This is a genomic window from Krasilnikovia sp. MM14-A1004 (assembly GCF_047159485.1).
GTDB lineage: Bacteria > Actinomycetota > Actinomycetes > Mycobacteriales > Micromonosporaceae > Actinoplanes.
In genome coordinates this window covers 2,979,955-3,003,532 of sequence record NZ_AP038773.1, presented here as the reverse complement: position 1 = coordinate 3,003,532, position 23,578 = coordinate 2,979,955, and the positions used below count along the sequence as shown (strand labels likewise).

Genomic DNA, 23,578 nt, shown 5'->3' with positions numbered 1-23,578 from the left:
GATGTTCCCCGCGGACGGCCGGGGGTGCCAGACTGGTCGAATCAGGCAAACCTCGTGCACGGACGAGGAGCGCACGATGACGCTAGGCGAGGCCACCCAGGGGCGGCTGGATACGCTGCTGCGCGGATACCTCGAGGTCGCCCGGGCCGACGACCTCGACGCTGTGCTCCGGCACCTCGTCGAGGCCGCGAAGTCCCTGGCCGGTGCCCGCTACGCGGCGCTCGGGGTGGTCGCTCAGGGCACCCTTGTCCGGTTCATCCACGCCGGGGTCGACCAGGAGACCCGGCAGCGGATCGGCTCCCTGCCCGAGGGCAAGGGGCTGCTCGGGCTGCTGATGGAACGCCCGGAGCCGCTCCGGCTGGCCGACATCGCCGAGCACGTCCGGTCGGTCGGCTTCCCGGAGCACCACCCCCCGATGCGCTCCTTCCTCGGCGTGCCCGTACGGGTCGGCACGCGGGTGTTCGGGCACCTCTACCTCACCGAGAAGCAGGGCGCCGCCGAGTTCACCGATGACGACGAGCAGCTGGTGGTGGCCCTGGCCGCCGCGGCCGGTGTGGCGATCGAGAACGCCAACCGGCTGGTGGAGGGCCGGCGCCGGCAGGCGTTCCACGCCGCGATGGCGCAGGCGGCGACGGAGTTGCTGGCGGGCGTGGAGGCGGACGCGGCGCTGTGCCGCTTCGGGCGCGCCGCCCAGGACACCCTGGGGGCCGCGGGCGCGGTGGCCGCCATCCCGACCGGCGACGACCTCGACACGATGGTGGTGGCGGTCGCCGACGGCATCTTCGGGCCGTGGCGCGGCGCCCGCGTGGCGGTGCCCGACTCGGTGCTCGGCGACGCGGTCGCGCGCGGTGGCCTGGCCGTGGCCGACGCCGACCGGCTGCCCGCCGGGCCGCCCCCGAACTGTCCCGTGGGCCAGTCCATGGCCGTACCGTTGCTGGCCGAGCGGGAACTCACCGGGGTCCTGCTGGTCTCGCGCCGGGCCGGTGCGGAGGCCTTCGACGCGCTCGACCGGGAGATCATGGTGGCGCTGGCCGCCCGCGCCGGGCTGGTGCTGAGCCTGGCCCGCGCCCGCCACGACACCGAACAGCTACGGCTGCTCGAGGACCGCCAGCAGATCGGTGAGGAACTGCGCAGCCGGGCGATCCACCGGTTGTTCCGGCACGGCCTGGCGCTGCAGTGCCTGGCCACCCGGCTCTCCCCGCCGGCCGTCCGGGACCGGTTGCAGGATCAGATCGAGGAGGTCGACGGCATCATCCGCGACATCCGGGACACCGTCCTGTCGCTGGAAGGCCTCCCCGGCTCTCCGGCTCCCTGACGCGGCAGTCGGGACCTCCGGCCCTGGCCGCGCGACCCCGCCCCCGACGGACCGGGGGAATGGAGGCGAATCCGATGCGCCAGAACCTGCGACTGGGCCAGATCGCCGGAATCCCCGTCGGCATGCACTGGTCGGTGCTGCTCATCCTGCTCCTGCTGACCCAGGGGGTCGCGGGTGCGCTGCTGCCCGCGGCCGCCGCCGGGTACGCCGCCGCCGCGTACTGGCTGGTGGCCGTGGCGCTGGCCGGGCTGTTCCTGGCCGCGCTGCTCGGACACGAACTGGCCCACGCGCTGACCGCGCGGCATTTCGGCGTACGGGTCAAGGCGATCACCCTGTGGCTGCTCGGCGGGGTGTCCGAACTGGACGGCAATCCCCCGCACCCGCGCGCCGACCTGCTGATCGCCCTGGCCGGGCCGCTGGCCAGCCTGGCCGCCTCCGGCCTCTTCGCCGGCGCCGCGTGGCTGGCCGCCCTCGCCGGGCTCGCGCCGCTGCGCGTCGGCCTGGTCTGGCTGGCCGCGGTGAACGCGGTCACGGCGGTGTTCAACCTGCTGCCCGGCGCCCCGTTGGACGGCGGGCGGGTCGTCGCGGCGCTGGTCTGGTGGCGGCGCGGCGACCGGGCGGCGGCCCGGCGGGCGGCGGCCCGGGCCGGGCAGGTCACCGGCGGCCTGGTGGCCGGTGGCGGGCTCGCGGCGGTGCTCGTGTCGGGCTCACTGAGCGGGCTGTGGCTGATGCTGCTCGGCTGGTTTCTGGCCACCGCGGCCGGCGCCGAGGCCGCCGACGTCCGGCTCAGCACCGGGCTGGCCGGCATCGACGTGGCGCGGGTGATGACCGCGCCACCGGTGTGCGGGTACGCCGGGCAGTCCATCGCCGCGTTCGTCTCCACCGTCGCGGCGACGTCCCCGCACCGGGCGTACCCGGTGGTCGGGCTCGACGGGGCGCTGGCCGGGCTGGTCACCCTGTCCCGGCTGGCGACGGTGCCCGGCCCGGCGCGGGCCACGACCCGGCTCACGGACGTCAGGGTGCCGTTGGCGCGGGTCCGGGTGATCGCGCCGGACACCCCGCTGCTCGGGGCGCTGGGGGTGCTCGGCGACCCGTACCGGCTGGCCGTGGTCACGGTCGGCGGCCGCCCCTGCGGGGTGCTCAGCCCGGGCGACGTACGTCGCGCGCTGGACGTGGCCGAGCTGGGCGGGGTGCCGGACCGGAGCCGCGGCGCCGAGATCCTCTAGGGAGCGACGGCCGCGGGCACGACATCCGGTACGAGATGGTCGGTGAACCATTCGGCGGCGGCCGCGGCGACCACGTCCAGCGCGCCCGGCTCCTCGAACAGGTGGCCCGCGCCGGGGACCACGGCCAGCCGGTTCGGACAGTGCAACCGGCGGCGCGCGTCGCGGTTGAGTTCCAGCACCACGTGGTCGTCGCCGCCCACGATCAGCAGCGTCGGCGCCTGCACCCGGGCCAGCCGGTCCCGGGCCAGGTCGGGGCGTCCACCGCGGGACACCACCGCGGCGATGTCCGTACCCGGGGTGGCCGCCGCGGCCAGCGCCGCGGCCCCGCCGGTGCTGGCCCCGAAGAGTCCCACCGCGGCGGAACCGGCCCGCCCGCGCAGCCAGGCGACCGCGTCCAGCAACCGACCGGCCAGCAGGCCGATGTCGAACAAGTTGCTGCGCTGGCTCGCCTCCGGCTCGGTGAGCAGGTCGAACAGCAGCGTTCCCAGGGCGGCGCCGTGCAGCACGTCGGCCACGTGCCGGTTGCGGGGACTGGCGCGCCCGCTGCCGGAGCCGTGCGCGAACACCACGATGCCCCGGGCCCCGGCCGGCACGGTCAGCCGGCCCGGCAGCGGGACGCCGCCGGCGTCGACGACCACCTCGGCGTCGTACGCGTCGAGCGGCGCGGCCGCACGTCGTCCGGACCTCGCCAGCAGCGCGGTCACCTCCGCGTCGGGGGTCTGGGAGAAGTCGTCGTAGAACTGCCCCACCGCGCCGAACAGCGCGGGATGCAGCAGGCTCACCACCTCGTCGGCGGCCCCCGCGAGGGACTCGACCGCATCCGGTGGGGCCACCGGCACGGCCACCATCACCCGCGCGGCGCCGGCGGCGCGGGCGATGCGGCACGCGGCGCGGGCGGTGGCACCGGTCGCCACCCCGTCGTCCACCACGATCGCTGTACGCCCGGCCAGCGGCACCCGCGGCCGGTGCCCGCGCAGCGCATGCACCCTGGCGCGCACCTCGTCGCGGGCCCGGTCCTGGGCGGCCCGCAGCTCGGCCTGACTGACCCCGAGGGCTCGCACGAGTCCGACGTTGACGACGCCCTCGCCGTCCTCCCCGACCGCGCCGAGCGCCAGTTCCGGCTGGCCCGGCGCACCGACCTTGCGCACGACGATGACGTCGAGGGGGGCGCCCAGGCCGCGGGCCACCTCGGCGGCCACCGGCACGCCGCCGCGGGGCAGCCCGAGGATCACGATGTCGTCGCGGCCGCGCAGCGGACTCAGCTCGTCGGCGAGCCGGCGACCGGCGTCGATGCGATCACGGAAGGACATGCGGACCCCCTGCCTGAACAGCGCGGCAAGGTCCATCGCATACCCGGGGCGCACCCGCGAACAGGGCCGTACGGCCCGTTCCGCATCCACCGGCCGCACGAGCGACGCCGGTCAGGCCTCCGACGGCGGCCACCGGGTGTCGGGGGGCGGGGCGAGCGGGTGGCGCTCGTCGTCCCGCGCCGCCAGCGAGGCCATCGCCCGCAGGTACTGCCGACGGGTGATCTCCCCGGCGCGCAGTTGCGCCACCAGCACACCCTCCAGGCTCTCGGGCTGCGGCTCGGCGGCCGCGGCGGGCTGCTCACGCGGGTCCTCGGTGCCCGGCACGGGTTCCGACCACGGCCAGACGGCGGCCACGCACGCCGCCAGCAGAACGGCCGTCATGACGAACAGGAACACCACGGGTATCACCCCCTATCCGCCATCATGCTCAACCCGGGGCGGCCGGGCCAGCGAATGCTCCGGTCGCCCGGCACCGGCCCGGCGGCGGTCCAGTCGGGAGCGTCCCGGCCGCGCGGCACTGCGGCCAGCACACACCCCCGTGGCCCGGGGCAGCAGTGCCGAAGGTCCCGTCGATCGCCGCCGATCCCGGGCGCGGGTCCGGGGGCCCGGCGACCGGGGGCCGGTCGGCCCGTGCGACGGCGCCGGAGCGGCGCGACGATGAAGGTGCGGGAAGGGAGGCCGGTCATGATGTTCTACGGCGGAGGCATGGGCCCCTGGGGCTGGCTGATGATGGTCTTCTCGACATTGGCCTTCTTCGCCCTGATCGGCGCGGCGGTGCTGCTGGCATTGCGCGCCTTCGGGCATTCCCCGACGCGGGTGCCGGGCGGCGGGTCGGCCACCGAGGGCGCCGAGCGCACGCTCGCCGACCGGCTCGCGGTCGGCGACATCGACACCGATGAGTACGAGCAGCGCCTGCGCGTACTGCACCGCGGCGCCCGCTGAACGCCCTCCCCCACGCCGGGACCGCGTGCGGCCCGGGAACAATCGACGACGGAAGCGGGACGAACCATGCCCACGTACGTGTACGACTTCGCCGACGGCAACAAGGACCTCGCGGACCTGCTCGGCGGCAAGGGCGCGAATCTCGCCGAGATGACCCGGATGGGCCTGCCCGTGCCGCCCGGCTTCACCATCACAACCGAGGCATGCCGGGCGTACCTGAGCACGGGTGCGCTGCCCGCCGGACTGCTCGACGAGGTCGACGCGCACCTGCACCGGATGGAACGGCAACTCGGGCGGCGCCTCGGCGACCCGGCCGACCCGCTGCTGCTGTCCGTGCGTTCCGGCGGCCGGTTCTCGATGCCCGGCATGATGGAGACCATCCTGGACGTCGGGCTCACCGACGCGACAGTGGCCGGGCTGGCCGGCCAGAGCGGCGACGAGCGCTTCGCGTGGGACTCCTACCGGCGGCTGATCCAGATGTTCGGCCGGACCGTGTGCGGGGTGCCGGGTGAACAGTTCGAGGCCGAGCTGGACGCCGCCCGCCGCGACGCGGGCGTGGCCACGGACGCGGAGCTGGACACCGGCCACCTGCGACGGCTGGTGGAGGCGTACCAGAAGGTGTTCCACGCGCACACCGGCCGGGATTTCCCGCAGTCGCCGCACGAGCAGCTGGCCCTGGCCGTGGCCAGCGTCTTCGAGTCCTGGAACGCGGAGCGGGCGGTGCTCTACCGCCGCCAGGAGGCGATCCCGCAGGATCTGGGCACCGCGGTCACCGTGATGGCGATGGTCTTCGGCAACCGGGGCCCCGGCTCCGGCACCGGGGTGGCGTTCACCCGCGACCCGGCGACCGGCCGCCCCGGCGTGTACGGCGACTACCTGGAGAACGCCCAGGGCGAGGACGTCGTGGCGGGCATCCGCAACACGGTCGGCCTGCAGGAGCTGGAACGCATCGACCCGGCCGCCTTCCGCGAACTGCGCTCGATCATGCACCGGCTGGAGGAGCACTACCGCGACCTGTGCGACATCGAGTTCACCATCGAGCGGGGCCGGCTGTGGATGCTGCAGACGCGGGTGGGCAAGCGCACCCCGGCGGCCGCGTTCGTGATCGCCGCCCAGCTGGTCGAGGAGGGGATGATCAGCCTCGACGAGGCGCTGCAGCGGGTCACCGGGCGGCAGCTGGCGCAGCTGATGTTCCCGAGCTTCGACCCGGCCGCCGCGCCCGAGCCGCTGACCACGGGCGTGCCGGCCTCGCCGGGCGCCGCGGTCGGGGCGATCGTGTTCGACTCGGCGCAGGCGGCGGCCGCGGACCGCCCTGTCGTCCTGGTGCGCCGGGAGACCAACCCGGACGACCTGCCCGGCATGATCGCGGCCCGGGGCATCCTGACCAGCCGCGGCGGCAAGACCTCCCACGCGGCCGTCGTCGCCCGCGGCATGGGCCGGACGTGCGTGTGCGGCGCCGAGGAGCTGAGCATCGACCCGGAACGGCAGGAGCTGCGGGTCAACGGGACCGTGCTGCATGCCGGTGATCTGATCTCGATCGACGGCTCCACCGGCCGGGTGTACGCGGGCGACGTACCCGTACAGCCCTCGTCGGTGGTCCGCTACTTCGAGGGCGAGCTGGCCCCGGACAGCGATCCGCTGCTGGCCGCGGTGCACCGGCTGCTGTCCCACGCGGACGCCACCCGCCGCCTCGGCGTGCACACCAACGCCGACACCGGCCCGGACGCCGCCCGCGCCCGCCGGTTCGGGGCCACCGGGGTCGGGCTGTGCCGCACCGAGCACATGTTCCTCGGCGAACGGCGCGTCCTGGTGGAGCGGCTGATCCTGGCCGCCGACGACGCGGCCCGCGAGGACGCCCTGGCCCGGCTGCTGCCGCTGCAGCGCGCCGACTTCGCCGAGATCCTGCGCGAGATGGACGGTCTGCCGGTCACGGTGCGGTTGATCGACCCACCGTTGCACGAGTTCCTGCCCCCGCTGGAGGACCTGACGGCGCGGGTGGCCCGCGCCGAGGCGCGCGGCGAGGACCCCGGCCGCGACGCGGTGCTGCTGGCCGCCGTGCGGCGCATGCACGAGGCCAACCCGATGCTGGGGTTGCGCGGGGTGCGGCTCGGCCTGGTCGTGCCGGGCCTGTTCGCGATGCAGGTCCGCGCGCTCGCCGAGGCGGCCGCGGCGGGGGCCGCCGTCGGCGGCGACCCCCGCCCCGAGATCATGGTGCCGCTGGTCGGCTCGGCCCGCGAGCTGGAGACGGTACGGGCCGAAGCGCTGCGCGTGCTGTCCGGGGTGGAGGGTGCCCCGCCGATCCGGATCGGCACGATGATCGAGGTGCCGCGGGCCGCGCTGACCGCGGGTGAGATCGCCCGCAGCGCCGAGTTCTTCTCCTTCGGCACCAACGACCTGACGCAGATGACGTGGGGGTTCTCCCGCGACGACGTGGAGGGCGCGTTCTTCGGCCGGTACCTGGCGCTGGGTGTCTTCGCGGTCTCGCCGTTCGAGACGATCGACGCCGACGGCGTGGGCGAGCTGGTGCGGGTCGCGGTCGAACGCGGCCGGGCGGCCCGGCCGGAGCTGACCGTCGGGGTGTGCGGCGAGCACGGCGGCGACCCCGACTCGGTGCGGTTCTTCCACGACGCGGGGCTCGACTACGTGTCCTGCTCGCCGTTCCGGGTGCCGGTCGCCCGGTTGGAGGCCGGCCGGGCCGCGACCGCGCCGGGCACCACAACCTCGGACAGTCGTTGAGGGGGTGGAGACGATGACCGTCGTCGAGGCCATGAGCCCCGCCTGCACCGTACTGGCGGTGTCCGAGGGCGACCGCCCCGTCGGCGCGTACGTGCTGCGCGACGGTGTGGCCGTGTACCGGCCGGTGGTGGACGTGACCCGGCTCGGGGTGGCCGCGCTGGGCACCGTCGCGGCCTGCGTGGTCGCCGCGTCCGCGGCGGCCGCGCTGCGCCGGCGCCCCGCGATCGGGAGCCTCACCATGGGCCCCGGCGGCTGGGTGAGCCTCAAGCGGACCGGGGCGCCCCCGCTGCGCCCGGCCGGGCCGCGGCCGTGGTGGGCGCGGGCGCTGCGCGCGCACCGGCTGGTGGTGCAGCCCTGAGAGCCGAAATGAGCCGTGGCCGGTCCGGATGGTGCCCGGACCGGCCACGGCGGGGTGGGTGGTAAGTCCCCGTGCGTTGCCGGCTACGTCTGGTAGGTCGACACCAGCTGCTGCAGCTCGGTCGCCATCGCGGCCAGGCTGTTCGCGGTGGCCTGCGTCTCCGAGGCACCCGACGCCGCGGAGTCCGCCGCCGACGCCACCCCGGAGATGTTGCCCGCGATCTCGCCGGTCCCGGAGGCGGCCTCGGCCACGTTGCGGACCATCTCGCTGGTCGTGGCGGTCTGCTCCTCCACGGCCGCCGCGATGGTCGTCGCGTAATCGTTGATCTTGCTGGTCACCACCGCGATCTCCCCGATCGCCGCGATCGCCTGCGCCGTCTCGTCCTGGATCGCGGAGATCCGCGCCCCGATGTCGCCGGTCGCCCGTGCGGTCTCCTGCGCCAGGTCCTTGACCTCGGTGGCCACGACCGCGAAGCCCTTGCCGTGCTCACCGGCACGGGCTGCCTCGATCGTCGCGTTCAGCGCCAGCAGGTTCGTCTGCTCCGCGATCGACGTGATCAGCTGGACGACGCCGGAGATCTGCGCCGACGACTGCCCGAGCTGCGCCACGATCTCGTTGGTCCGCGTCGCCGCCTCGGCGGCGTCGGTGGCCACCTTCGCCGCCTCACCGGCATTGCCCGCGATCTCGCCGATCGACGCCGACATCTGCTCGGCACCGGCGGCCACGGTCTGCACGTTGGCCGACACCTGGTCGGCGGCCGCCGACACCGTACCGGCCTGCGCCGAGGTCTCCTCCGACGCCGCCGACAACTGCGTCGACACCGCCGACAACTCCTCCGCCGCCGCGGCGACCTGGGTGGCGCTCTCTGTCACCTCGCGCACCATCGCCGCGGTCGACTCGGTCGAGCCGTCCAGCGCGACGGCCAGCTGCGCGACCTCGTCGCGACCGGTCAGCCCCGTTCGCTGGGTCAGATCCCCGCCCTGGACCCGGACCAGCACGCCCACGCAGCGCGACAGCGGGCCGGTGATCGCGCGGGCGATCAGCCAGCTGACGCCACCGGCCACCAGCAGACCGAGGACCAGGAACAGGATCACCATGACCCGCGCGCTGTTGTACGTGGCGCGCGATTCGACGTTGCGGCTGCGTGCGGCACCGGTCTCGATCTCGATCAGCTCGTCCACCCCGGTGTTGAGGTCGTTGAGAACCGTCGCCGCCTCGGCGTCGCGCACCCGCGCGAACTCGGCCCGGTCATCGTGCTCGGCGGCCGGGATGAGCTTGCCGTCGCGGACCTGCCGGACCGCGGCCGTGGCCTGCTTGACCTTGGCGACCGCCTTTTCGCGGCCGGTCATGTCCGTGGCGGTGTAGCGCGCGAACGCCTGGTCGAACGCCGCGTCCTGGGCCTTGCTGCCCTGCACGAACTTGCTCACCTGGGCGGGATCGGTGGACACCGCGGCATTCAGCAGGTTGCTCTGCATGGACTGGGCCGCGTGCTGCATCTTGGCCAGGTCGGTGATGGGCACGAGAGTCTGGCTGTACATGTAGTCCGATTGGCTCTGCATCGCGCCCATGTTGATCAGCGCGACGGCGCCCACCGCGAGGGCGGCCAGTGCCATCGTGGCGACGGCCAACCCGATCTTGGTGCCGACCTTGCGGTCGGTCACCAGCTTGGCGAACTGACTGCCCCGGAATCCGCGGACCTTGATCGACGTGCTCATGACACCCCCCTCGCGTTGGTTGCCGGCCGACGGCCGGAAGTGAGGAACCCCACGCTGTGACCCACCGATCGGTCAGGGGGCCGGGGTGCTGAACATTTCGACGCCGAAGGGTTCGGGAAGTTTAGGGGGCCGGTCAACAGCCGATTAATAAGGCGTGTCCACAACAATCAGCGCCTGGCTTCCAGAGGAGCCGCGGGAGCGCGCCAGTTACCTGGCGGGCCTCAGCGGAGCGCATCTGCTGGCCCTGGCCGGGTCGCTGATCACCACCCAGCTGTCGGAGGCGCTGCGCCCCTTCGACCTGCAGCTCAGCGACTGGGTGCTGTTGGGCCGCCTGTACGCCCATCCCGGCGCACTCTCGGCCGGCGAACTGGCCACGGGAGCGGGTGTCCGGGCGTCCACTGTGTCCACCGCCCTGGCCCGGCTCAGCCGACGCCAGCTGGTGACCCGGCGGCGGCCGGACGACGATCAGCGCACGGTGCACGTTCACCTCACGGAGGCGGGCCGCATGCTGTACGCGGACGCCCGGCCCGAGATCAACGCCGCGCTGACGAGCAGCTACGGGGTGCTGGCCCCGGAGGACGACGGCGTGCTGCGCACGCTGCTGACCGGCGTCCTGCTCGGCGAACCGCCCCGCTGACCGGCGAGGTCACCACACCGCACCGCAACCGATACGCCACCGGCCGGCACGGGAGACGCCGTGCCGGCCGGTGGTCTGTTGATCGTGGTGACTCAGGTCCGGTAGATCGCGACCAGCTGCTGCAACTCGGCCGCCATCGCGGCCAGGCTGTTCGCGGTCACCTGCGTCTCCGACGCACCGGAGGCCGCCGAACCGGCCGCCGCCGCCACGCCCGCGATGTTGCCCGCGATCTCCCCGGTCCCGGAGGCCGCCTCGGCCACGTTGCGGACCATCTCACTGGTCGTGGCGGTCTGCTCCTCCACGGCCGCCGCGATCGTCGACGCGTATCCGTTGATCTGGCCGGTCACCACCGCGATCTCCCCGATCGCCGCGATCGCCTGCGCCGTCTCCTCCTGGATCGCGGAGATCCGCGCCCCGATGTCCCCGGTCGCCCGCGCCGTCTCCTGCGCCAGGTCCTTCACCTCGGTCGCGACGACCGCGAAGCCCTTACCGTGCTCACCGGCCCGCGCCGCCTCGATCGTCGCGTTCAGCGCCAGCAGGTTCGTCTGCTCCGCGATCGACGTGATCAGCTCGACCACGCCGGAGATCTGCGCCGACGACTGCCCGAGCTGCGCCACGATCTCGTTGGTGCGCGCCGCCGCCTCGGCGGCGTCGGTCGAGACCTTCGCCGCCTCACCGGCATTGCCCGCGATCTCACGGATCGACGCCGACATCTGCTCCGCACCGGCGGCCACGGTCTGCACGTTGGCCGACACCTGGTCGGCGGCCGCCGACACCGTACCGGCCTGCACGGAGGTCTCCTCCGACGCCGCCGACAACTGCGTCGACACCGCCGACAACTCCTCCGCCGCCGCGGCGACCCGCGCCGCGCTCTGCGTGACTTCGCCGACCATCACCGCGGTCGACTCCGTCGAGGCGTCCAGGGCTCCGGCCAGCTGCGCCACCTCGTCGCGGCCCGACAACCGGATCCGTACGGTCAGATCACCGTCGCGGACCCGGCGCAGCGCCGCGACGCAGTGGGCCAGCGGGCGGGTGATCGCCCGGGCGATCAGCCAGCTCACCACACCCGCGACGAGGACGCCGAGCACCACGAACGCGATCACCATGGTGCGCGAGCTGACGTACGTGGCCCGCGAGTCGTTGTTCTGTGCCCGGGCGGCCGCGGTCTCGATCTCGACCAGCCGGTCCAGCCCCGCGTTGAGGTTGGACAGCACGACGGTGCCCTGACCGCCACGGACACCGCGGAACGCGACCAGGTTGCCGCGCTGGATCGACGGTGCCATCCAGTCGTCGCGCAGCTTGCGGTACTGGGCCATCGAGTCGGCGACCTGGGCGACGGCCTGCTGCCGCCCGGTCATGTCGGAGAGCCGGTAGTTCTTGAACGCCTGATCGAAGACCGCGTCCTGGGCCTGACTGTCCTTCAGGTACTCGGTGATCTGGGCGGGCTCCGCCGAGGCCGCCGCGTTGAGCAGCCCGACCTGGGTCAACTCGGCCGCATGCTGCATCTTGGCGAGCTGCGTGACCGGGACCAGCGCCTGCCGGTACAGGTAGTCGGACCGGACCTGCATCTGCCGCATACCGATCAACGCCGCGGCGGACACCCCCACGGCCGCCAGCGCCATCAGGGCGACCGCCAGCCAGATCTTGGTGTTCACCCGCCGATCGGTCACCAGCCGCGCCACCCGACGGGCACCGGACCTGACGGTGATCATGGACGTCCTCATTGCCGCACTCCCGGGATTCTGGGGCACGCGGACACATCCGCGCGTACGCTGCAGCCCTCCGATCGACCGGCGGGGACGCTGGAGTGAGGACAGCGGGCCACATGGTGCGCAGCGTCACCGCGCGCACCCGTACGGGGAAAAGCTCAGACAGTTTGCCGGCAAAGGCATTGCCGACCGGTCACTGTGGCGGGTCGGGCAGCACCTCGTACACGGCGGCGGCGATCGCGGCCTGACCGCGGGCGTTCGGGTGGTCGCCGTCCTCCGCCAGCAGACCGGTCGGGTTCGCCTGGCCGTCGGCGCCCTTGAACGCCGCGGAGGTGTCCAGGTACGCCGCCCCGCCCGCGGCCGCCGCCCGGCGCAGCGCGTCGTCGGCGTACCTGGTCGCGGACGCCGCGTCCGCCACCCTGTCGTCGTCGTAGTCGGCCTTCGCGACGTCGCCGTCCTCCACCACGTTCCAGTAGCCGAGCACCAGCACCTCGCAGTCCGGGCCGCGCAGTTCGCGTACCCGGGTGATCGCGGCGGTGACCTCGCGCTGCACCCCGTCGGCGGCCCGGGCGTACCCGTGCGCGCCGGTGCCCGCGTCGAACGCGTCGGCCAGGTCGTTCGCCCCCGCCATGAGCAGCACCACGTTCGCCCCGCGGACCGCGTCGGTGCCCTCCTCGCTGTCCATCTCGTCGGACACGTCCTGCGCGGTGGATCCCGGCTGCGCCAGGTTCAGCGAGCGGGCGCCGAGCCGGCCCGCGTACAGGTCGGGGAACGGGGTGCAGTCACAGTCCGTACCGGCGGCGACGGAGTCACCGAAGGTGACCACGGTCAGCGCCGCCGACACGGGCGCCGGAGCCTGGGCGACGGCACATCCACTCAGCGCGGCCACGCCGGCCAGCGCCAGAACCCGGCGGATCACGCGGCCACTCCCCGCGCCGCAACCGGCCGGCCGAGCCGCTCGCTGAGCCAGTCGAACGCGGGAGCCTCCATCGTCTGCCACACCGCGTCGCTGTGCCCGCCGTGGGCGACCACGGCCGTGGTGACCTCCAGCGGGAACCGGGCCAGCCGGGCCAGCAGCCGCGCGTCGCGGGCCGCGTGGGTGTCGTCGGCGGCGTACCCCAGGTACAGCGCCGCGGCGGGCGCGGGCAGGTGGCGCAGCCGCCAGGCGTCGTCGGCCGTGGTGTGCTCACTGCCGTCCCCGATCGCGATGCCGGGCGTGGCGTAGCCGGAGAGGCTGGCCGCGGCCGTGTACCGGTCGGGGTGGCGCAGCAGCAGGTCGGTGGCGCAGTACCCGCCCGCCGAGAAGCCGGTCAGCGCCCACCCGGCACGGTCGGCACGGACCCGGAACTCCCGCCGGATCGCCGCCGGCACGTCGAGACCCAGGTACGTCTCGGCCTTCGGCCCCCGGACCAGATCGGTGCATTCCGTGTCCAGCAACGGCGCCGGCGTCAGGTACGGGAACACCACCACGGTCGGCGCCATCCGTCCCGCCGCGATCTCGGCGTCCAGGTGCGCCCGCACGTCCAGCCGGTTCAGCCAGGTACGCGGCGAACCGGGGTAGCCGTGCAGCGCCTCGATGACCGGGAATCGGGTCTGGCGCCCGGCCGGGCTGCGGTAGGCGGCGGGCAGGTACACGTACACGGGCATGGTCATGCCGGTGTGCGGGCCCGCCACCGTGATCGTGACGAGCTGGCTGCCGGTCGCCGCGGCGGCGACCGCACCGGACGGCCCGGACGGCGACCCGGGCGCCGCGCCGACCAGGGCCGACCACGTCGGGTACGTCTCGGTGAGCCGGTTGAGCTCCAGTCCCGCGGTGGCCAGCACGCTCACCACGCTAGCCGTGACTGCCACCGCGCGGGCAACCGGACGTGCGCGGTCCCACACCCGGCCCAGCACCACCGCCGCGGCGACGCAGGCCGCGATCGCGGTGAGCACGCCGGCAGCGCTGTCGATCCTCACCTCGGCAGCACCGCCGGGGCGGCCAGCGGCGCCGGCGTCTGCCCCACCGCCCACGCGTCGGCCGCCGCCCACACCCGTCCCGCCGACCCGGCGGCGACCGCGGTGGCGCCCCCTGCCCCGAAGCAGCGCACCGCCACCCCGGAGGCGACGGACTCGGCCCCAGCCCCGACCTCGCCCCCTGCCCCTTGCCCGGCGCTGGCCTCGACCCCGGCCCGAGTTCCGGCTGCGGCCCCGGCCCCCGCTCCGGGCTCGGCTGCGGCGCAGGGGCCGCTCGATCCGGTCGAACCGATCGGTGCGCCCGGGGCGCTCAGCGCGGTGAGCCCGGCCCCGGCACGGGGCGCCGTCGGCGCGGCGGCGGCAGGCCCGACGACGGCCAGGGCGCTGAACCGGGCGTCGTCGCGCACGAGGTGGGCGGCGAGCCCGGCCCGTGCCGCGACGGCCACCACGGCCCACCCGCGTGCGGTCACCCGCAGATCGGCGGCCAGCAGGCCCGGCAGGGCCGCCAGGGCGGCCGCGGCGGTGCGGCCGGTCGGCACGAGCACGACCCGGACAGCGTCCGGGTTCGCCGCCGCCGCCCGCATCGCCGCCGCGGTGCCACCCGGCGCGACCAGTTCCAGCAGTGCCGGGTACGCGACCGAGCGCCGCGCCCGGTATCCCGGGGGTACGACGAGCAGCGGCGCGGCCGCGAGCCGCCACGCGGCCCACCCGGCGGGCCGCCACGACGGCGCAGCCGCACCGGTACGGCTGAACAGCCCGTCCAGCCGCCCGGCGGCGCGGACGGTGGCCGACGCCCGCGTTCCGGTGTCGCCGAGCAGCGCCGCCCAGGACGGGTAGAACTCCTCGTGCCGGTTGAGCACCAGCCCGGCGGTGGCGACCAGGAGCGCCTCGGTCAGCAGCACCCCGGCGACCCGCGCGGGCAGCCGCCACCGGCCGGGCAGGGACCAGAACCGAACCGTCGCGGCCGCGACCGCCAGCGACGCCAGCAGAGCGCAGGCGAGCAGCACGAGACCGGTGAGAGCCATGACGGTCAGCCCACCGCGGGGTCGAGCGGGGCCGGCGCCGCGGTCCGCTGCCGGGGCACCCCCGGACGGCGCCCGGCGGGCAGGAACGCCTCCGCGGACAGCGCCGCGACCGCGATCCGCGGCAGGTCCCGGGCGGTCGGGAAGCACAGGTAGCGCGGCACCCACATCGGCAGGTACTTGGCGTTGGCCCGGTACAGCGACTCGATCTGCCACAGCCGGGACGCCAGGCGCAGGATCCGGTGCCAGACCCGCAGCACCGGCCCGGCGCCGAGCTGTTCGGCGCGGGCGAACACCGAGCGCAGTACCGCGAAGTTGAGCGAGATCCGGCCGACCCCCAGGCCGGGCGCGGCGGCGACGGTCTCGGCGACCATGAACTCGGTGATCCCGTTGTCGGCGCTGCGGTCGCCGCGCATCACGTCCAGCGACAGCCCGTCGGCGCCCCAGGGCACGAAGTGCAGCACGCCCCGGATCCGCCCGGTGGCGTCGCGGCAGAGCACGAACAGGCAGTCGGGGTCGCCGGGGTCACCGAGGCGCGACATCGCCATCGAGAAGCCCCGCTCGACCGGGCCGTCCCGGAACGCCTCCGCGGCCCGTACCGCCTCCCCCAGCTGGTCGGGGTCCAGGTCCCGCTGCCGGGCCACCTGGCAGACGTATCCGGCCCGGCGGATGCGCGCCACCGCCTGCCGTACGCCGCGCATGGGCCGCCCGTCGAGGCGGAACGCGGCGACGTCGAGCACGGCCTCGTCGCCCAGCTCGACCACGTCCAGCCCGGCCCGCCGGTACGCCCGGCCGCCCGCGGCCCCGCAGCCGAGCACTGCGGGGGTCCACCCGTGCCGGGCGCAGTCCGCCAGCCACGGCCCGATCGCGTCGGGCCACGCCGATTCGAGCCCGATCGGGTCGCCGGAGGCGAGGCTCACCCCGTTGACCACCCGGTACGCGACGGCCGCGCGCCGCGACGGCGCCCAGATCAGCGACTTGTCGCGGCGCAGCGCGAAGTAGCCCAGCGAGTCGGCGGCACCGTACCGGTGCAGCAGGTCGCGGACCGCGGCGTCATCGGCGTCGGTGCGTTGCGGCAGCGGGCTGCCCGGCCGCAGCAGCAGCACCACGGCGGCACCGAACGCCAGCAGCCCGAACGCGCCGGTGGTGAGGCTGACGGCCTCGGCGCCGAGCGGGTGCACGAAGCGCAGCGGGCCGGTGATCCCGACCAGGCCGAGTGCGGATTCGGCGGCCCAGCCGGCCACGCCGGGATGGCCCACGAGCCGGTTGGCGCGCAGCCCGATCTCCAGCAGGCCGAGCAGGAAACCGGCGGTGGCGAAGCCGGCGAGGGCGCCGGCCGCCCGCCATCGGTTGCGCGGGTCGGCCTGTGCCTGGAACCGGCCGCGCACCGCGATGAGCAGCCCCAGCAGGGCGGCCGACACCACGGCCGCGTCGACGTCGAGTCCCTTGGCCAGGTGCAGGACCACCGTGGCGCCGGAGAGCGCGACGGCGACCTGCCAGGCGCGGCGTTTGCCGCGCCGCAGCCCGGCGCCCAGGTAGATCAGCAAGAGGCCGACGGCGCCCGTGGCAGCCCGCGCGGACAGGACACCGGCCATCGGCAGGAATTCCCCGAGCGCGGCCAGCCGGCCGTGTCGGGGTGGCAGCAGCGCGCTGGCCACGTCGAAGGCCCCGGCCAGCTGGACGAGGCGGGCGACGGCCGCGCGCGACAGGGGCGGGCGGGCCCGCCACGGCTCGGCGGTGGGGGGCACCGCCCGGGTTTGCCGCATCATCCGCTCATCGTCTTGAGGCAGCCTTGGCGGCACTGGAAAGTTCGCTGTGAGTCGTCTGTGTCCCGGCTGTCGCCCTCGATCCGCCCGCGCCGCGGTTCACAAACCTGTGGTGCGCCGCCGGTCCCGCCGGGTCCGGGTCGCGCACCGCAGTCATCACGGTGTGTGATCCTCTCGGCACCCATGGCGAGGCCCGTGGTGGGCGGATCACTCGAATCAGTGACTGAACGATCGCTAATCTGTGGCCCCCATCACGGACCAAATCCTCTCTAATCGTCCGGCACGCCGTGATGGTTCAGAGATCTCGCGGCATCGTTACCGATCCGTAATGCGTCGCTTACATGCACGTGTGGTGACGGTCACAACGTCCCCGGCGGGTCGATGTGTCCACTTCCAACCAATGATCCACGTCACACGCATCGATTCCCCTCACGCACAGTAATCAAAAACCGGTGACCTGGGTTACTCGCGGGTAGCCGAGCCTCTTGTCTCGCAGTGCCGTGACCGGCAACATTTCCCGCACATTACGACGGTCGCATCGACGGGCCTCACTACTGGCGGTAGACGAAGGAGTCCTCCGTCGATGCGAGCCGCATGGCGGTGTGCCCGCACCCGTCCCCCATGTTCCGAGGAGGATCCGTGAAGGATGAACTAGGCGAGTCGGCGTACGGCGGTACGAACTGGCGCCGTTTCGCCGTCGCTGTGGGCGTGCCCACTTTGGTTGCCGGTGGCATCGTGCTGGGTATCGCCAACGGCGCGCTTGCTGCCACCTTCAGTGTGTCGGGCCAGAGCTTCAAGATCTCGGCCGACAAGCTGGAGGGCGACGGTTTCGCCCAGTACGGCGGCAAGGTGCACCAGGAGAAGGCCGGTGACATTCCGGTCGCGCTCTCGGGCATCAACAAGGCGAAGCTCACCAACCTGTGCCAGTCGGTGAAGACCCCCGGTCTTCCGATCAGCCTCACCATCCGGGCCGGCCGTGAAGACGGCAAGCCCGCCGAGGCGAGCGAACTGCTGATCGGCCTGACGGAGCTCTCCGGCGACGCCAACTTCAAGAACATCAACATCGGGCAGTCGGCGGCCACCCTCACCAAGGGCGGTCCGGACGCGCACGATGACACTCCGCAGGGTGCGGGCGGCTTCGGCCAGGAGGCCGACAGCGTCGTCATCACCAACCTGCGCCAGATCGGGTACTCGGCCACGGCCGCCACGTTCAACCTCAAGGGCCTGAGCCTCAAGGTCAACGTGGACCCGTCCGGTAAGCCGGCGGAATGCTTCTGACGTAACACCGGAGGCCCGCGGAATCCGCTCCGCGGGCCTCACCTATGCCGTGCCGGCTGAGAGTCTTTGGAGGAGTACGTGACAACAGCGAGCAAGCGCGAGAGGTTCCGCGCGTGGCGCCGCAGGCGGCCGTTCTGGGGCGGTCTCCTGCTCATGCTCGCCGGTCTGGAGCTGTTCTTCAGCGCCAACCAGACGGTCGGCGACATGGAGGTCCACGTCGGGCCCACCGGCTTCCTGTCCTACCTGCTCCCCCTGATCCTGCTGCTGTGCGGCCTGCTGGTCTGGTTCACCCCTGGTCAGCGCCTGTTCTACGGCATCATCGGGCTGCTCACCGCCCTGTACTCGCTCGTCGGCCTCAACCTGGGCGGCTTCTTCATCGGCATGATCCTCGGCATCGTCGGCGGCGCGCTGACCCTGGCCTGGGCGCCGCGACGTCCCGTCCCCACGGTCACCGACGGCACCACCCCGGATGAGCCGGGCCAGCCGGCGGACGCACCGGAGCAGGACACCGCGGTCTCGTCGTACGCGACGACCGAGGACGCGGCCACCACCATCCTGCCGGGCTTCGCCGAATCCGACGGCGACCAGCAGACGCCCCCGTCGCCCCGCGGGTCGCACCGCAAGATGTTCGTCATCGCCCTCGTGCCGACCGCGATGACCGCGATGATCGTGGCGGGCAGCCACCTACCCGCCAGCGCCGACGAGTGCCCGGACGGCCTGCCGTCGCGTTCCACCTCGGCGGCCGCCTCGTCGGCGCCCGCCCGCGCCGCGGCGGCCGCGACGTCGCGGTCCGCGGCCGTCAAGTCGGTGCCGCGCGCCACCGCCGCCAGCACCGCGGCGAAGGCGGCCACCGCCACCGGCAAGACCGGCGCAACGGCCAAGGAGAGCACCACCCAGTCGTCGAGCGCTCCCGCGAGCGCCGACGACGAGGAGAGTGACCACCCGGTCCTCGACGGCATCAAGGACGCGGCCGGCGCGGTCGTCGACGGCGTCGGCAACCTGCTGGGTCTCGGCGACCCGGCGGCCGAACCCGCACCCGGCACCAGCGAGTCGAGCGCCCCCGCGCCCACCCCGACCGCCACCGCCAAGGACCCGGCCCCGGCGGAGACCACCAGCGCCCCGGCCGGCGACAAGCCCGCCGGCGACAAGCCCGCCGGGGAGACGCCGGCCGGTGACCAGACCACCGCAAAGGCGCCCGCCGCCGACCCGACGCCGACGAACACCCCCCAGCCGTCGACGTCGGACATTCCGTGCCTGGGCCCGCGGGTCTTCAAGCAGGCGAGCCCGGACGACCTGCCGGACGTGTCGCTGAACGGCGGGACCCTCGAGGGCGACTCGCTGACCATGTACAACTCGACCTACGACGGGGTCACGACGGTGACCACCCCGAACGGTCCGCTGAAGGTGCTCAAGTTCAGCATGACCAAGTCCGTCACCAAGCCGTTCCAGCTCACGGTCGGCGAGGCGGGCGGGCACACCACCCAGATCAGCAGCAGCAACCTCACCACCGACGGCAACGTGCGCTTCTACACCCCGAAGTTCGTCGGCAAGCTGTTCGGCGTCATCCCCGTGACCTTCACCCCTGACTCGCCGCCGCCGCTCACCCTGCCGGTGCTGTGGTTCACCGACGTCAAGATCCACCTCGCCTACGTCCGCTGCGACACCCTCACCGCCGACCCGCTGAAGCTCGTCGAGAAGCCCTGACGAGAGGCCCTTGCGGGACGTGAACGGCGCCGTGCCCCGGCGCCGGCGCCGCGCGCTCAGGCCGACCGGCGCTCGCGCCAGCCGCGGACGACCTCGTCGGGATCGCGCGGCGGCAGCAGCACGGCCGGACCGTCCAGCAGCCCCACCCGCGCCTTGCGGATCCGCTCGTTCACCTCGGCGACCAGGTCCCGCACCGCCTCCTCGGAGCGCAGCCGGTCCACCGCGGCCGGCAGGTCCTCTACCTCGCGGCGCAGCGCCAGCGTCGGCGGCAGCACCCCGGACCCGGCGCCCTCACGCTGCAGCCAGTCCTTGATCCACCAGTCCTCGTCGTACTCGCGGCCGTGATCGGACAGGGGCTTGCCGGTGCCCGGCAGGTTGTCGAACTCGCCCTGCTCCCGGGCCTCCCGGATGCGGCGGTCGACGGCGGACTCGTACCAGTGCGCCATGGCGCCAGTCTACGAACCGGCGGCGCCCCGGCCCGGCAGGCGGACGGTGACCCGCAGCCCCGGGCCCGCGTCGGCGAGGGTGACAGTGCCGCCGTGGCGGCGCACCAGTTCCCGCACGATGGCCAGGCCGAGCCCGGTCCCGCCCGCGTCGCGGGCCCGCGCGTCGTCGAGCCGGGTGAACCGGTCGAAGACCCGTTCCCGGTCCGCGGCGGGGATGCCCGGCCCGTCGTCGGTCACCGTGATGCTCCGGTACGTCCCGTCGGCGCCCGTCGTCAGCTCCACCGTCGAGGCGGCGTGCCGTACGGCGTTGTCCAGCAGGTTCGCCACCACGCGGGCGAGGGCGTCCGGGTCACCCGGGATGTCCAGCGGCTCGGCGGGCGGGGTGAAGCGCACCGTCGGGTAGCGGCCGGCCACGGAAGCCAGCAACTCCCCCAGCTCCACCTCGCCGACGGGCGCCGCCGGGGTCGCCGCGTCGTCGGAGCGGGCCAGCAGCAGCAGGTCGTCGACCAGGCGGCTGAGCCGCTCCACGTCCGTGAGCAGGTCGTCGGCGAGCGCCGGCCAGTCCGTACCGTCCGGCAGGCGTTGCGCCACCTCCAGCTCCGTACGCATGTTGGTGAGTGGGCTGCGCAGCTCGTGGGCGGCATCGGCGACGAAGGCCCGCTGCCGCGCCCGGGCCGCGCCCAGCCGCTCCAGCATGTCGTTGAGGGTGACCGCCAGCCGGTGGATCTCGTCGCCCGTGTCCGGTACGGGCAGCCGCTGCGGCGGGTCGGCGCCTCGCCCGGCGGGAGCGCCGGTGATCCTCTCCGCGCCCGCACGCAGCGCCTCCACCGGGCGCAGGGTGGCCCCGGCCAGCCGCCACGCCACCAGCGCCAGCAGCCCGACCAGCAGCGGGAACGCGACCAGCAGCAGCACCCGCAGCACGTGCACACCCTGCGACAGGTCCGCCGTCGAGCGGGCCACCAGCACGCGTACCCGGTCGTGCGCCGGACCGGCCGCGACCGCGACGACCCGCACCCGGCCCGGCAGGCCGATCCGCTCCCCCGGCAGGTAGCGCCCGGCCCGGTCGGGCAGCGCGCCCATCTCGTCGGGGTACAGGATCGGCACCAGCCGGTCGGTGCCGACCGAGACGGCCGTGACCCTGTCCTGTGCGTCCACCACCTGCACCTGCACGCCCGGCGGTGCCGGGATGGGATCGGACAGCGATCCCTCGTCGACCAGCCGGGCGACCGCGTTGGCGGTGTCCAGCGCCTCCGTGTTGGCGGCCCGCAGCAGCGCCACGTTCAGCGCCGCGACCAGCGCTGCCCCGCCGATGCCCAGGCCGACGACCAGCACCAGCACAGTGACCAGCAGCAGGCGGACCCGCAGGCTGAGCCCGCGCAGCCAGCGCACCGGGTCAGGCCCCGGCGACCGGGACCGCCGCGAGGCGGTAGCCCGCGCCGCGGACCGTCTCCAGCCGCTCCCGGCCGATCTTGCGGCGTAGGTAGCCGACATACACCTCGACCGCGTTCGGGGCGGTGTCGAGGGCTGCGTCCCACACGTGGTCGAGCAGCTCCGTCTTGGACAGCACCTCGCCGGGGCGGCGCATCAGGTACTGCAGCAGGGCGTACTCGCGGGCGGTCAGGGTGACCTCCTCGCCGGCCACGGTGACGCGGCGCACGGCCGGATCCAGCTCGATGTCGCCGCAGGTCAGGACCGTGGGCCGCTCGGGCACGCCGCGGCGCAGCAGGGCGCGCAGCCGGGCCAGCAGCACCACGTACGAAAAGGGTTTGGTGAGGTAGTCGTCGGCGCCGCAGTCGAGGCCGTCGGCCTGGTCGTACTCGCCGTCCTTGGCGCTGAGCATCAGTACGGGCAGCCAGTTGCGTTCCGTGCGCAGCTGGCGCACGACCCGGTAGCCGGACAGGCGGGGCAGCATCACGTCGAGGATCATCGCGTCGTAGCCGCCGTGCCGGGCCAGTTCCAGCCCGTCCTGGCCGTCGCCGGTCACGTCCACCGCGAAACCCTCGGCCTGCAGGCCGCGCTGCAGCGCCGCGGCCAGGCGCGCCTCGTCCTCCACCACCAGCACCCGCACCAGACCACGATGGCACGCCCGCCCCACCCCTACGGGTTTTTCTCAGCGTGGTCACAGGCGCCTGAGGGCAGCATGGGTCGCAGGAGACTTCTGGAGGTGGGGGACGTGTCCCTGTTCGGATCAAGGCCGGCGCTGCGCTGGCTCGTACCGTCGGCCGCGGCGGTCGTGGTGATCGGCGGTGGCGCGGCCGCGGGGACGATCGTGGCCAGCGCCGACCCGTCGCTGCCGGCGCGCAGCGCGGCGCAGCTGCTGGTGGACGTGCAGAACGCGCACGTCGACGGCCTGTCGGGCACCATCGTGCAGACCGCCGACCTGGGCCTGCCGGCACTGCCCGGGCTCACCGCGGGCAACACGGATCTGGCCAAGATGGTGACCGGCAACAACAGCGCCCGGGTCTGGTACGCCGGTCAGGACCGGATGCGGGTCGCCGCGCAGAGCCTGCTCGGCGAGACCGACGTCATCCGCAACGGCCGCGACGTGTGGCTGTGGCGCAGCAAGGACAACACGGCCACGCACCTGACGCTGCCGCGTGATGGTCAGGACAAGCCGAAGGCCCTGCCGTCCGGGGTGCCCTCGACCCCGCAGGAGGCCGCGGACGCCGCGCTCGCCGCGATCGACCCGACGACGCAGGTCAGCACGACCGGCGCCGCCGAGGTCGCCGGGCGCGACGCGTACGAGCTGGTGCTGGCGCCGCGCGACACCGCCTCGCTGCTCGGGCAGGTCCGCCTGGCGATCGACGCGGAGACGCACATCCCGCTGCGCGTCGACGTGTACGCCAAGGACGCCACCACTCCCGCGGTCCGGGTGGCGTTCCAGCAGATCAGCTTCACCACGCCGGATCCGCAGCAGTTCGTGTTCAACCCGCCCGCCGGGGCGAAGGTGGACACGGCCAAGCCGCACGCGGACGCGGACGCGGACCACGCCAAGGCGCCGCTGGGCACCAAGCCTCCCGCCGCAGAGGTGAAGGGGCACGAGCCGACCGTGGTCGGCAAGGGCTGGACCTCCGTCGTGGTGGCGAAGCTGCCCGACGGGTGGCAGAAGCAGGCGGGCGAGAAGCAGGGCGGGGCCGCGATGGTCGGCGCCGTTCTCGACAGCCTGCCGAAGGTGAGCGGCACCTGGGGCAGCGGGCGGCTGCTGTCCAGCGCCCTGTTCAGCGCACTGCTCACCGACGACGGCCGGGTCCTGATCGGCGCTGTCGCACCGGAGCGGCTGTACCAGGTCGCCGCGGGCTGACCGCCGACAGCACACTGTGGCCCCGGGGCTGACCCCGGGGCCACAGTGCGTTCCGGGCGTCGTCGCGCTCGGTCGGCTCTGTGATGACTTCGGGTTCGGCGCTGACCCGGACTCATCGAGATCCGCGAGCCGCGGGCAGCCGCCGAGCCACGACGCG

General features: G+C 74.1%; 20 protein-coding genes and 1 pseudogene. 9 read left to right on the top strand and 12 right to left on the bottom strand.

Translation table 11 applies throughout. The features are described from left to right. The first annotated feature begins 76 nt into the window (after positions 1-76). Positions 77-1,315, top strand: a complete 1,239-nt coding sequence (locus tag ACMCNN_RS13590) for a GAF domain-containing protein (protein WP_412746555.1) — start codon at positions 77-79, stop codon at positions 1,313-1,315. Between the two features lie 74 nt (positions 1,316-1,389). Beyond that, a complete protein-coding gene (locus ACMCNN_RS13585) occupies positions 1,390-2,541 on the top strand; it encodes a site-2 protease family protein (protein ID WP_412746554.1) in 1,152 nt (383 codons plus the stop codon). Here the strand turns inward: ACMCNN_RS13585 and ACMCNN_RS13580 are convergent. From ACMCNN_RS13580 to ACMCNN_RS13570, 3 genes and pseudogenes are all read right to left on the bottom strand, one after another. Next, positions 2,538-3,233: a dienelactone hydrolase family protein gene (locus ACMCNN_RS13580; protein WP_412747160.1), complete on the bottom strand. Its 696-nt coding sequence runs from the start codon at positions 3,231-3,233 to the stop codon at positions 2,538-2,540. The two genes, ACMCNN_RS13585 and ACMCNN_RS13580, sit on opposite strands and share 4 nt — an antisense overlap. Continuing rightward, positions 3,231-3,851, bottom strand: a pseudogene (locus tag ACMCNN_RS13575) (phosphoribosyltransferase); the annotation flags it as partial. The gene ACMCNN_RS13580 and the pseudogene ACMCNN_RS13575, both read right to left, overlap by 3 nt. A gap of 111 nt (positions 3,852-3,962) precedes the next feature. Continuing rightward, a complete protein-coding gene (locus ACMCNN_RS13570; protein WP_412746553.1) occupies positions 3,963-4,259 on the bottom strand; it encodes a hypothetical protein in 297 nt (98 codons plus the stop codon). A gap of 276 nt (positions 4,260-4,535) precedes the next feature. Between ACMCNN_RS13570 and ACMCNN_RS13565 the strand changes: the two genes are divergently transcribed. The 3 genes from ACMCNN_RS13565 to ACMCNN_RS13555 all read left to right on the top strand — a co-directional run bounded on the left by ACMCNN_RS13565 (position 4,536) and on the right by ACMCNN_RS13555 (position 7,887). Next, positions 4,536-4,793 carry an SHOCT domain-containing protein gene (locus ACMCNN_RS13565; RefSeq protein WP_412746552.1) on the top strand — a complete coding sequence of 86 codons (258 nt, stop codon included), beginning with the start codon at positions 4,536-4,538 and terminating at the stop codon, positions 4,791-4,793. A 66-nt stretch (positions 4,794-4,859) separates the two neighbouring features. Beyond that, positions 4,860-7,529: a pyruvate, phosphate dikinase gene (gene ppdK / locus ACMCNN_RS13560; RefSeq protein WP_412746551.1), complete on the top strand. Its 2,670-nt coding sequence runs from the start codon at positions 4,860-4,862 to the stop codon at positions 7,527-7,529. Between the two features lie 13 nt (positions 7,530-7,542). Beyond that, on the top strand, positions 7,543-7,887 hold the full coding sequence (locus ACMCNN_RS13555; protein WP_412746550.1) for a hypothetical protein: 345 nt from the start codon (positions 7,543-7,545) through the stop codon (positions 7,885-7,887). Positions 7,888-7,970: 83 nt separating this feature from the next. On the opposite strand, the gene ACMCNN_RS13550 is transcribed toward ACMCNN_RS13555, so the two are convergent. After that, positions 7,971-9,602 (bottom strand): methyl-accepting chemotaxis protein, encoded by a 1,632-nt coding sequence (locus ACMCNN_RS13550; RefSeq protein WP_412746549.1) that lies wholly within the window; start codon positions 9,600-9,602, stop codon positions 7,971-7,973. A 154-nt stretch (positions 9,603-9,756) separates the two neighbouring features. On the opposite strand from ACMCNN_RS13550, the gene ACMCNN_RS13545 reads away from it, so the two are divergent. Further along, a complete protein-coding gene (locus ACMCNN_RS13545; RefSeq protein ID WP_412746548.1) occupies positions 9,757-10,239 on the top strand; it encodes a MarR family winged helix-turn-helix transcriptional regulator in 483 nt (160 codons plus the stop codon). 92 nt (positions 10,240-10,331) lie between these two features. On the opposite strand, the gene ACMCNN_RS13540 is transcribed toward ACMCNN_RS13545, so the two are convergent. From ACMCNN_RS13540 to ACMCNN_RS13520, 5 genes are all read right to left on the bottom strand, one after another. Next, positions 10,332-11,951 carry a methyl-accepting chemotaxis protein gene (locus tag ACMCNN_RS13540; RefSeq protein ID WP_412746547.1) on the bottom strand — a complete coding sequence of 540 codons (1,620 nt, stop codon included), beginning with the start codon at positions 11,949-11,951 and terminating at the stop codon, positions 10,332-10,334. Positions 11,952-12,141: 190 nt separating this feature from the next. Further along, complete coding sequence (locus ACMCNN_RS13535) at positions 12,142-12,867, bottom strand: SGNH/GDSL hydrolase family protein (RefSeq protein ID WP_412746546.1); 726 nt, start codon at positions 12,865-12,867, stop codon at positions 12,142-12,144. Beyond that, positions 12,864-13,907 carry an alpha/beta hydrolase gene (locus ACMCNN_RS13530; protein WP_412746545.1) on the bottom strand — a complete coding sequence of 348 codons (1,044 nt, stop codon included), beginning with the start codon at positions 13,905-13,907 and terminating at the stop codon, positions 12,864-12,866. The genes ACMCNN_RS13535 and ACMCNN_RS13530 overlap by 4 nt, the downstream gene beginning before the upstream one ends. Then, complete coding sequence (locus ACMCNN_RS13525; protein WP_412746544.1) at positions 13,904-14,929, bottom strand: hypothetical protein; 1,026 nt, start codon at positions 14,927-14,929, stop codon at positions 13,904-13,906. The genes ACMCNN_RS13530 and ACMCNN_RS13525 overlap by 4 nt, the downstream gene beginning before the upstream one ends. A gap of 5 nt (positions 14,930-14,934) precedes the next feature. Continuing rightward, positions 14,935-16,695: a phosphatidylglycerol lysyltransferase domain-containing protein gene (locus tag ACMCNN_RS13520; protein WP_412746543.1), complete on the bottom strand. Its 1,761-nt coding sequence runs from the start codon at positions 16,693-16,695 to the stop codon at positions 14,935-14,937. 636 nt (positions 16,696-17,331) lie between these two features. Here ACMCNN_RS13520 and ACMCNN_RS13515 point away from each other — a divergent pair. Both ACMCNN_RS13515 and ACMCNN_RS13510 read left to right on the top strand, forming a co-directional pair. Next, entirely contained in the window at positions 17,332-17,970 is a 639-nt protein-coding gene (locus tag ACMCNN_RS13515) for a DUF6230 family protein (RefSeq protein WP_412746542.1), read from the top strand. 78 nt (positions 17,971-18,048) lie between these two features. Continuing rightward, positions 18,049-19,674, top strand: a complete 1,626-nt coding sequence (locus ACMCNN_RS13510; RefSeq protein WP_412746541.1) for a DUF6114 domain-containing protein — start codon at positions 18,049-18,051, stop codon at positions 19,672-19,674. 56 nt (positions 19,675-19,730) lie between these two features. Here the strand turns inward: ACMCNN_RS13510 and ACMCNN_RS13505 are convergent, their stop codons facing one another. From ACMCNN_RS13505 to ACMCNN_RS13495, 3 genes are read right to left on the bottom strand one after another with little or no spacing between them, the layout of a single operon-like run. Further along, positions 19,731-20,120, bottom strand: a complete 390-nt coding sequence (locus ACMCNN_RS13505) for a DUF1992 domain-containing protein (protein WP_412746540.1) — start codon at positions 20,118-20,120, stop codon at positions 19,731-19,733. 9 nt (positions 20,121-20,129) lie between these two features. Next, positions 20,130-21,470 (bottom strand): ATP-binding protein, encoded by a 1,341-nt coding sequence (locus tag ACMCNN_RS13500; protein ID WP_412747159.1) that lies wholly within the window; start codon positions 21,468-21,470, stop codon positions 20,130-20,132. A gap of 43 nt (positions 21,471-21,513) precedes the next feature. After that, a complete protein-coding gene (locus ACMCNN_RS13495; RefSeq protein WP_412746539.1) occupies positions 21,514-22,188 on the bottom strand; it encodes a response regulator transcription factor in 675 nt (224 codons plus the stop codon). Between the two features lie 105 nt (positions 22,189-22,293). Here ACMCNN_RS13495 and ACMCNN_RS13490 point away from each other — a divergent pair, with 105 nt between their 5' ends. Next, entirely contained in the window at positions 22,294-23,421 is a 1,128-nt protein-coding gene (locus ACMCNN_RS13490; protein WP_412746538.1) for a LolA family protein, read from the top strand. Positions 23,422-23,578 lie beyond the last annotated feature (157 nt).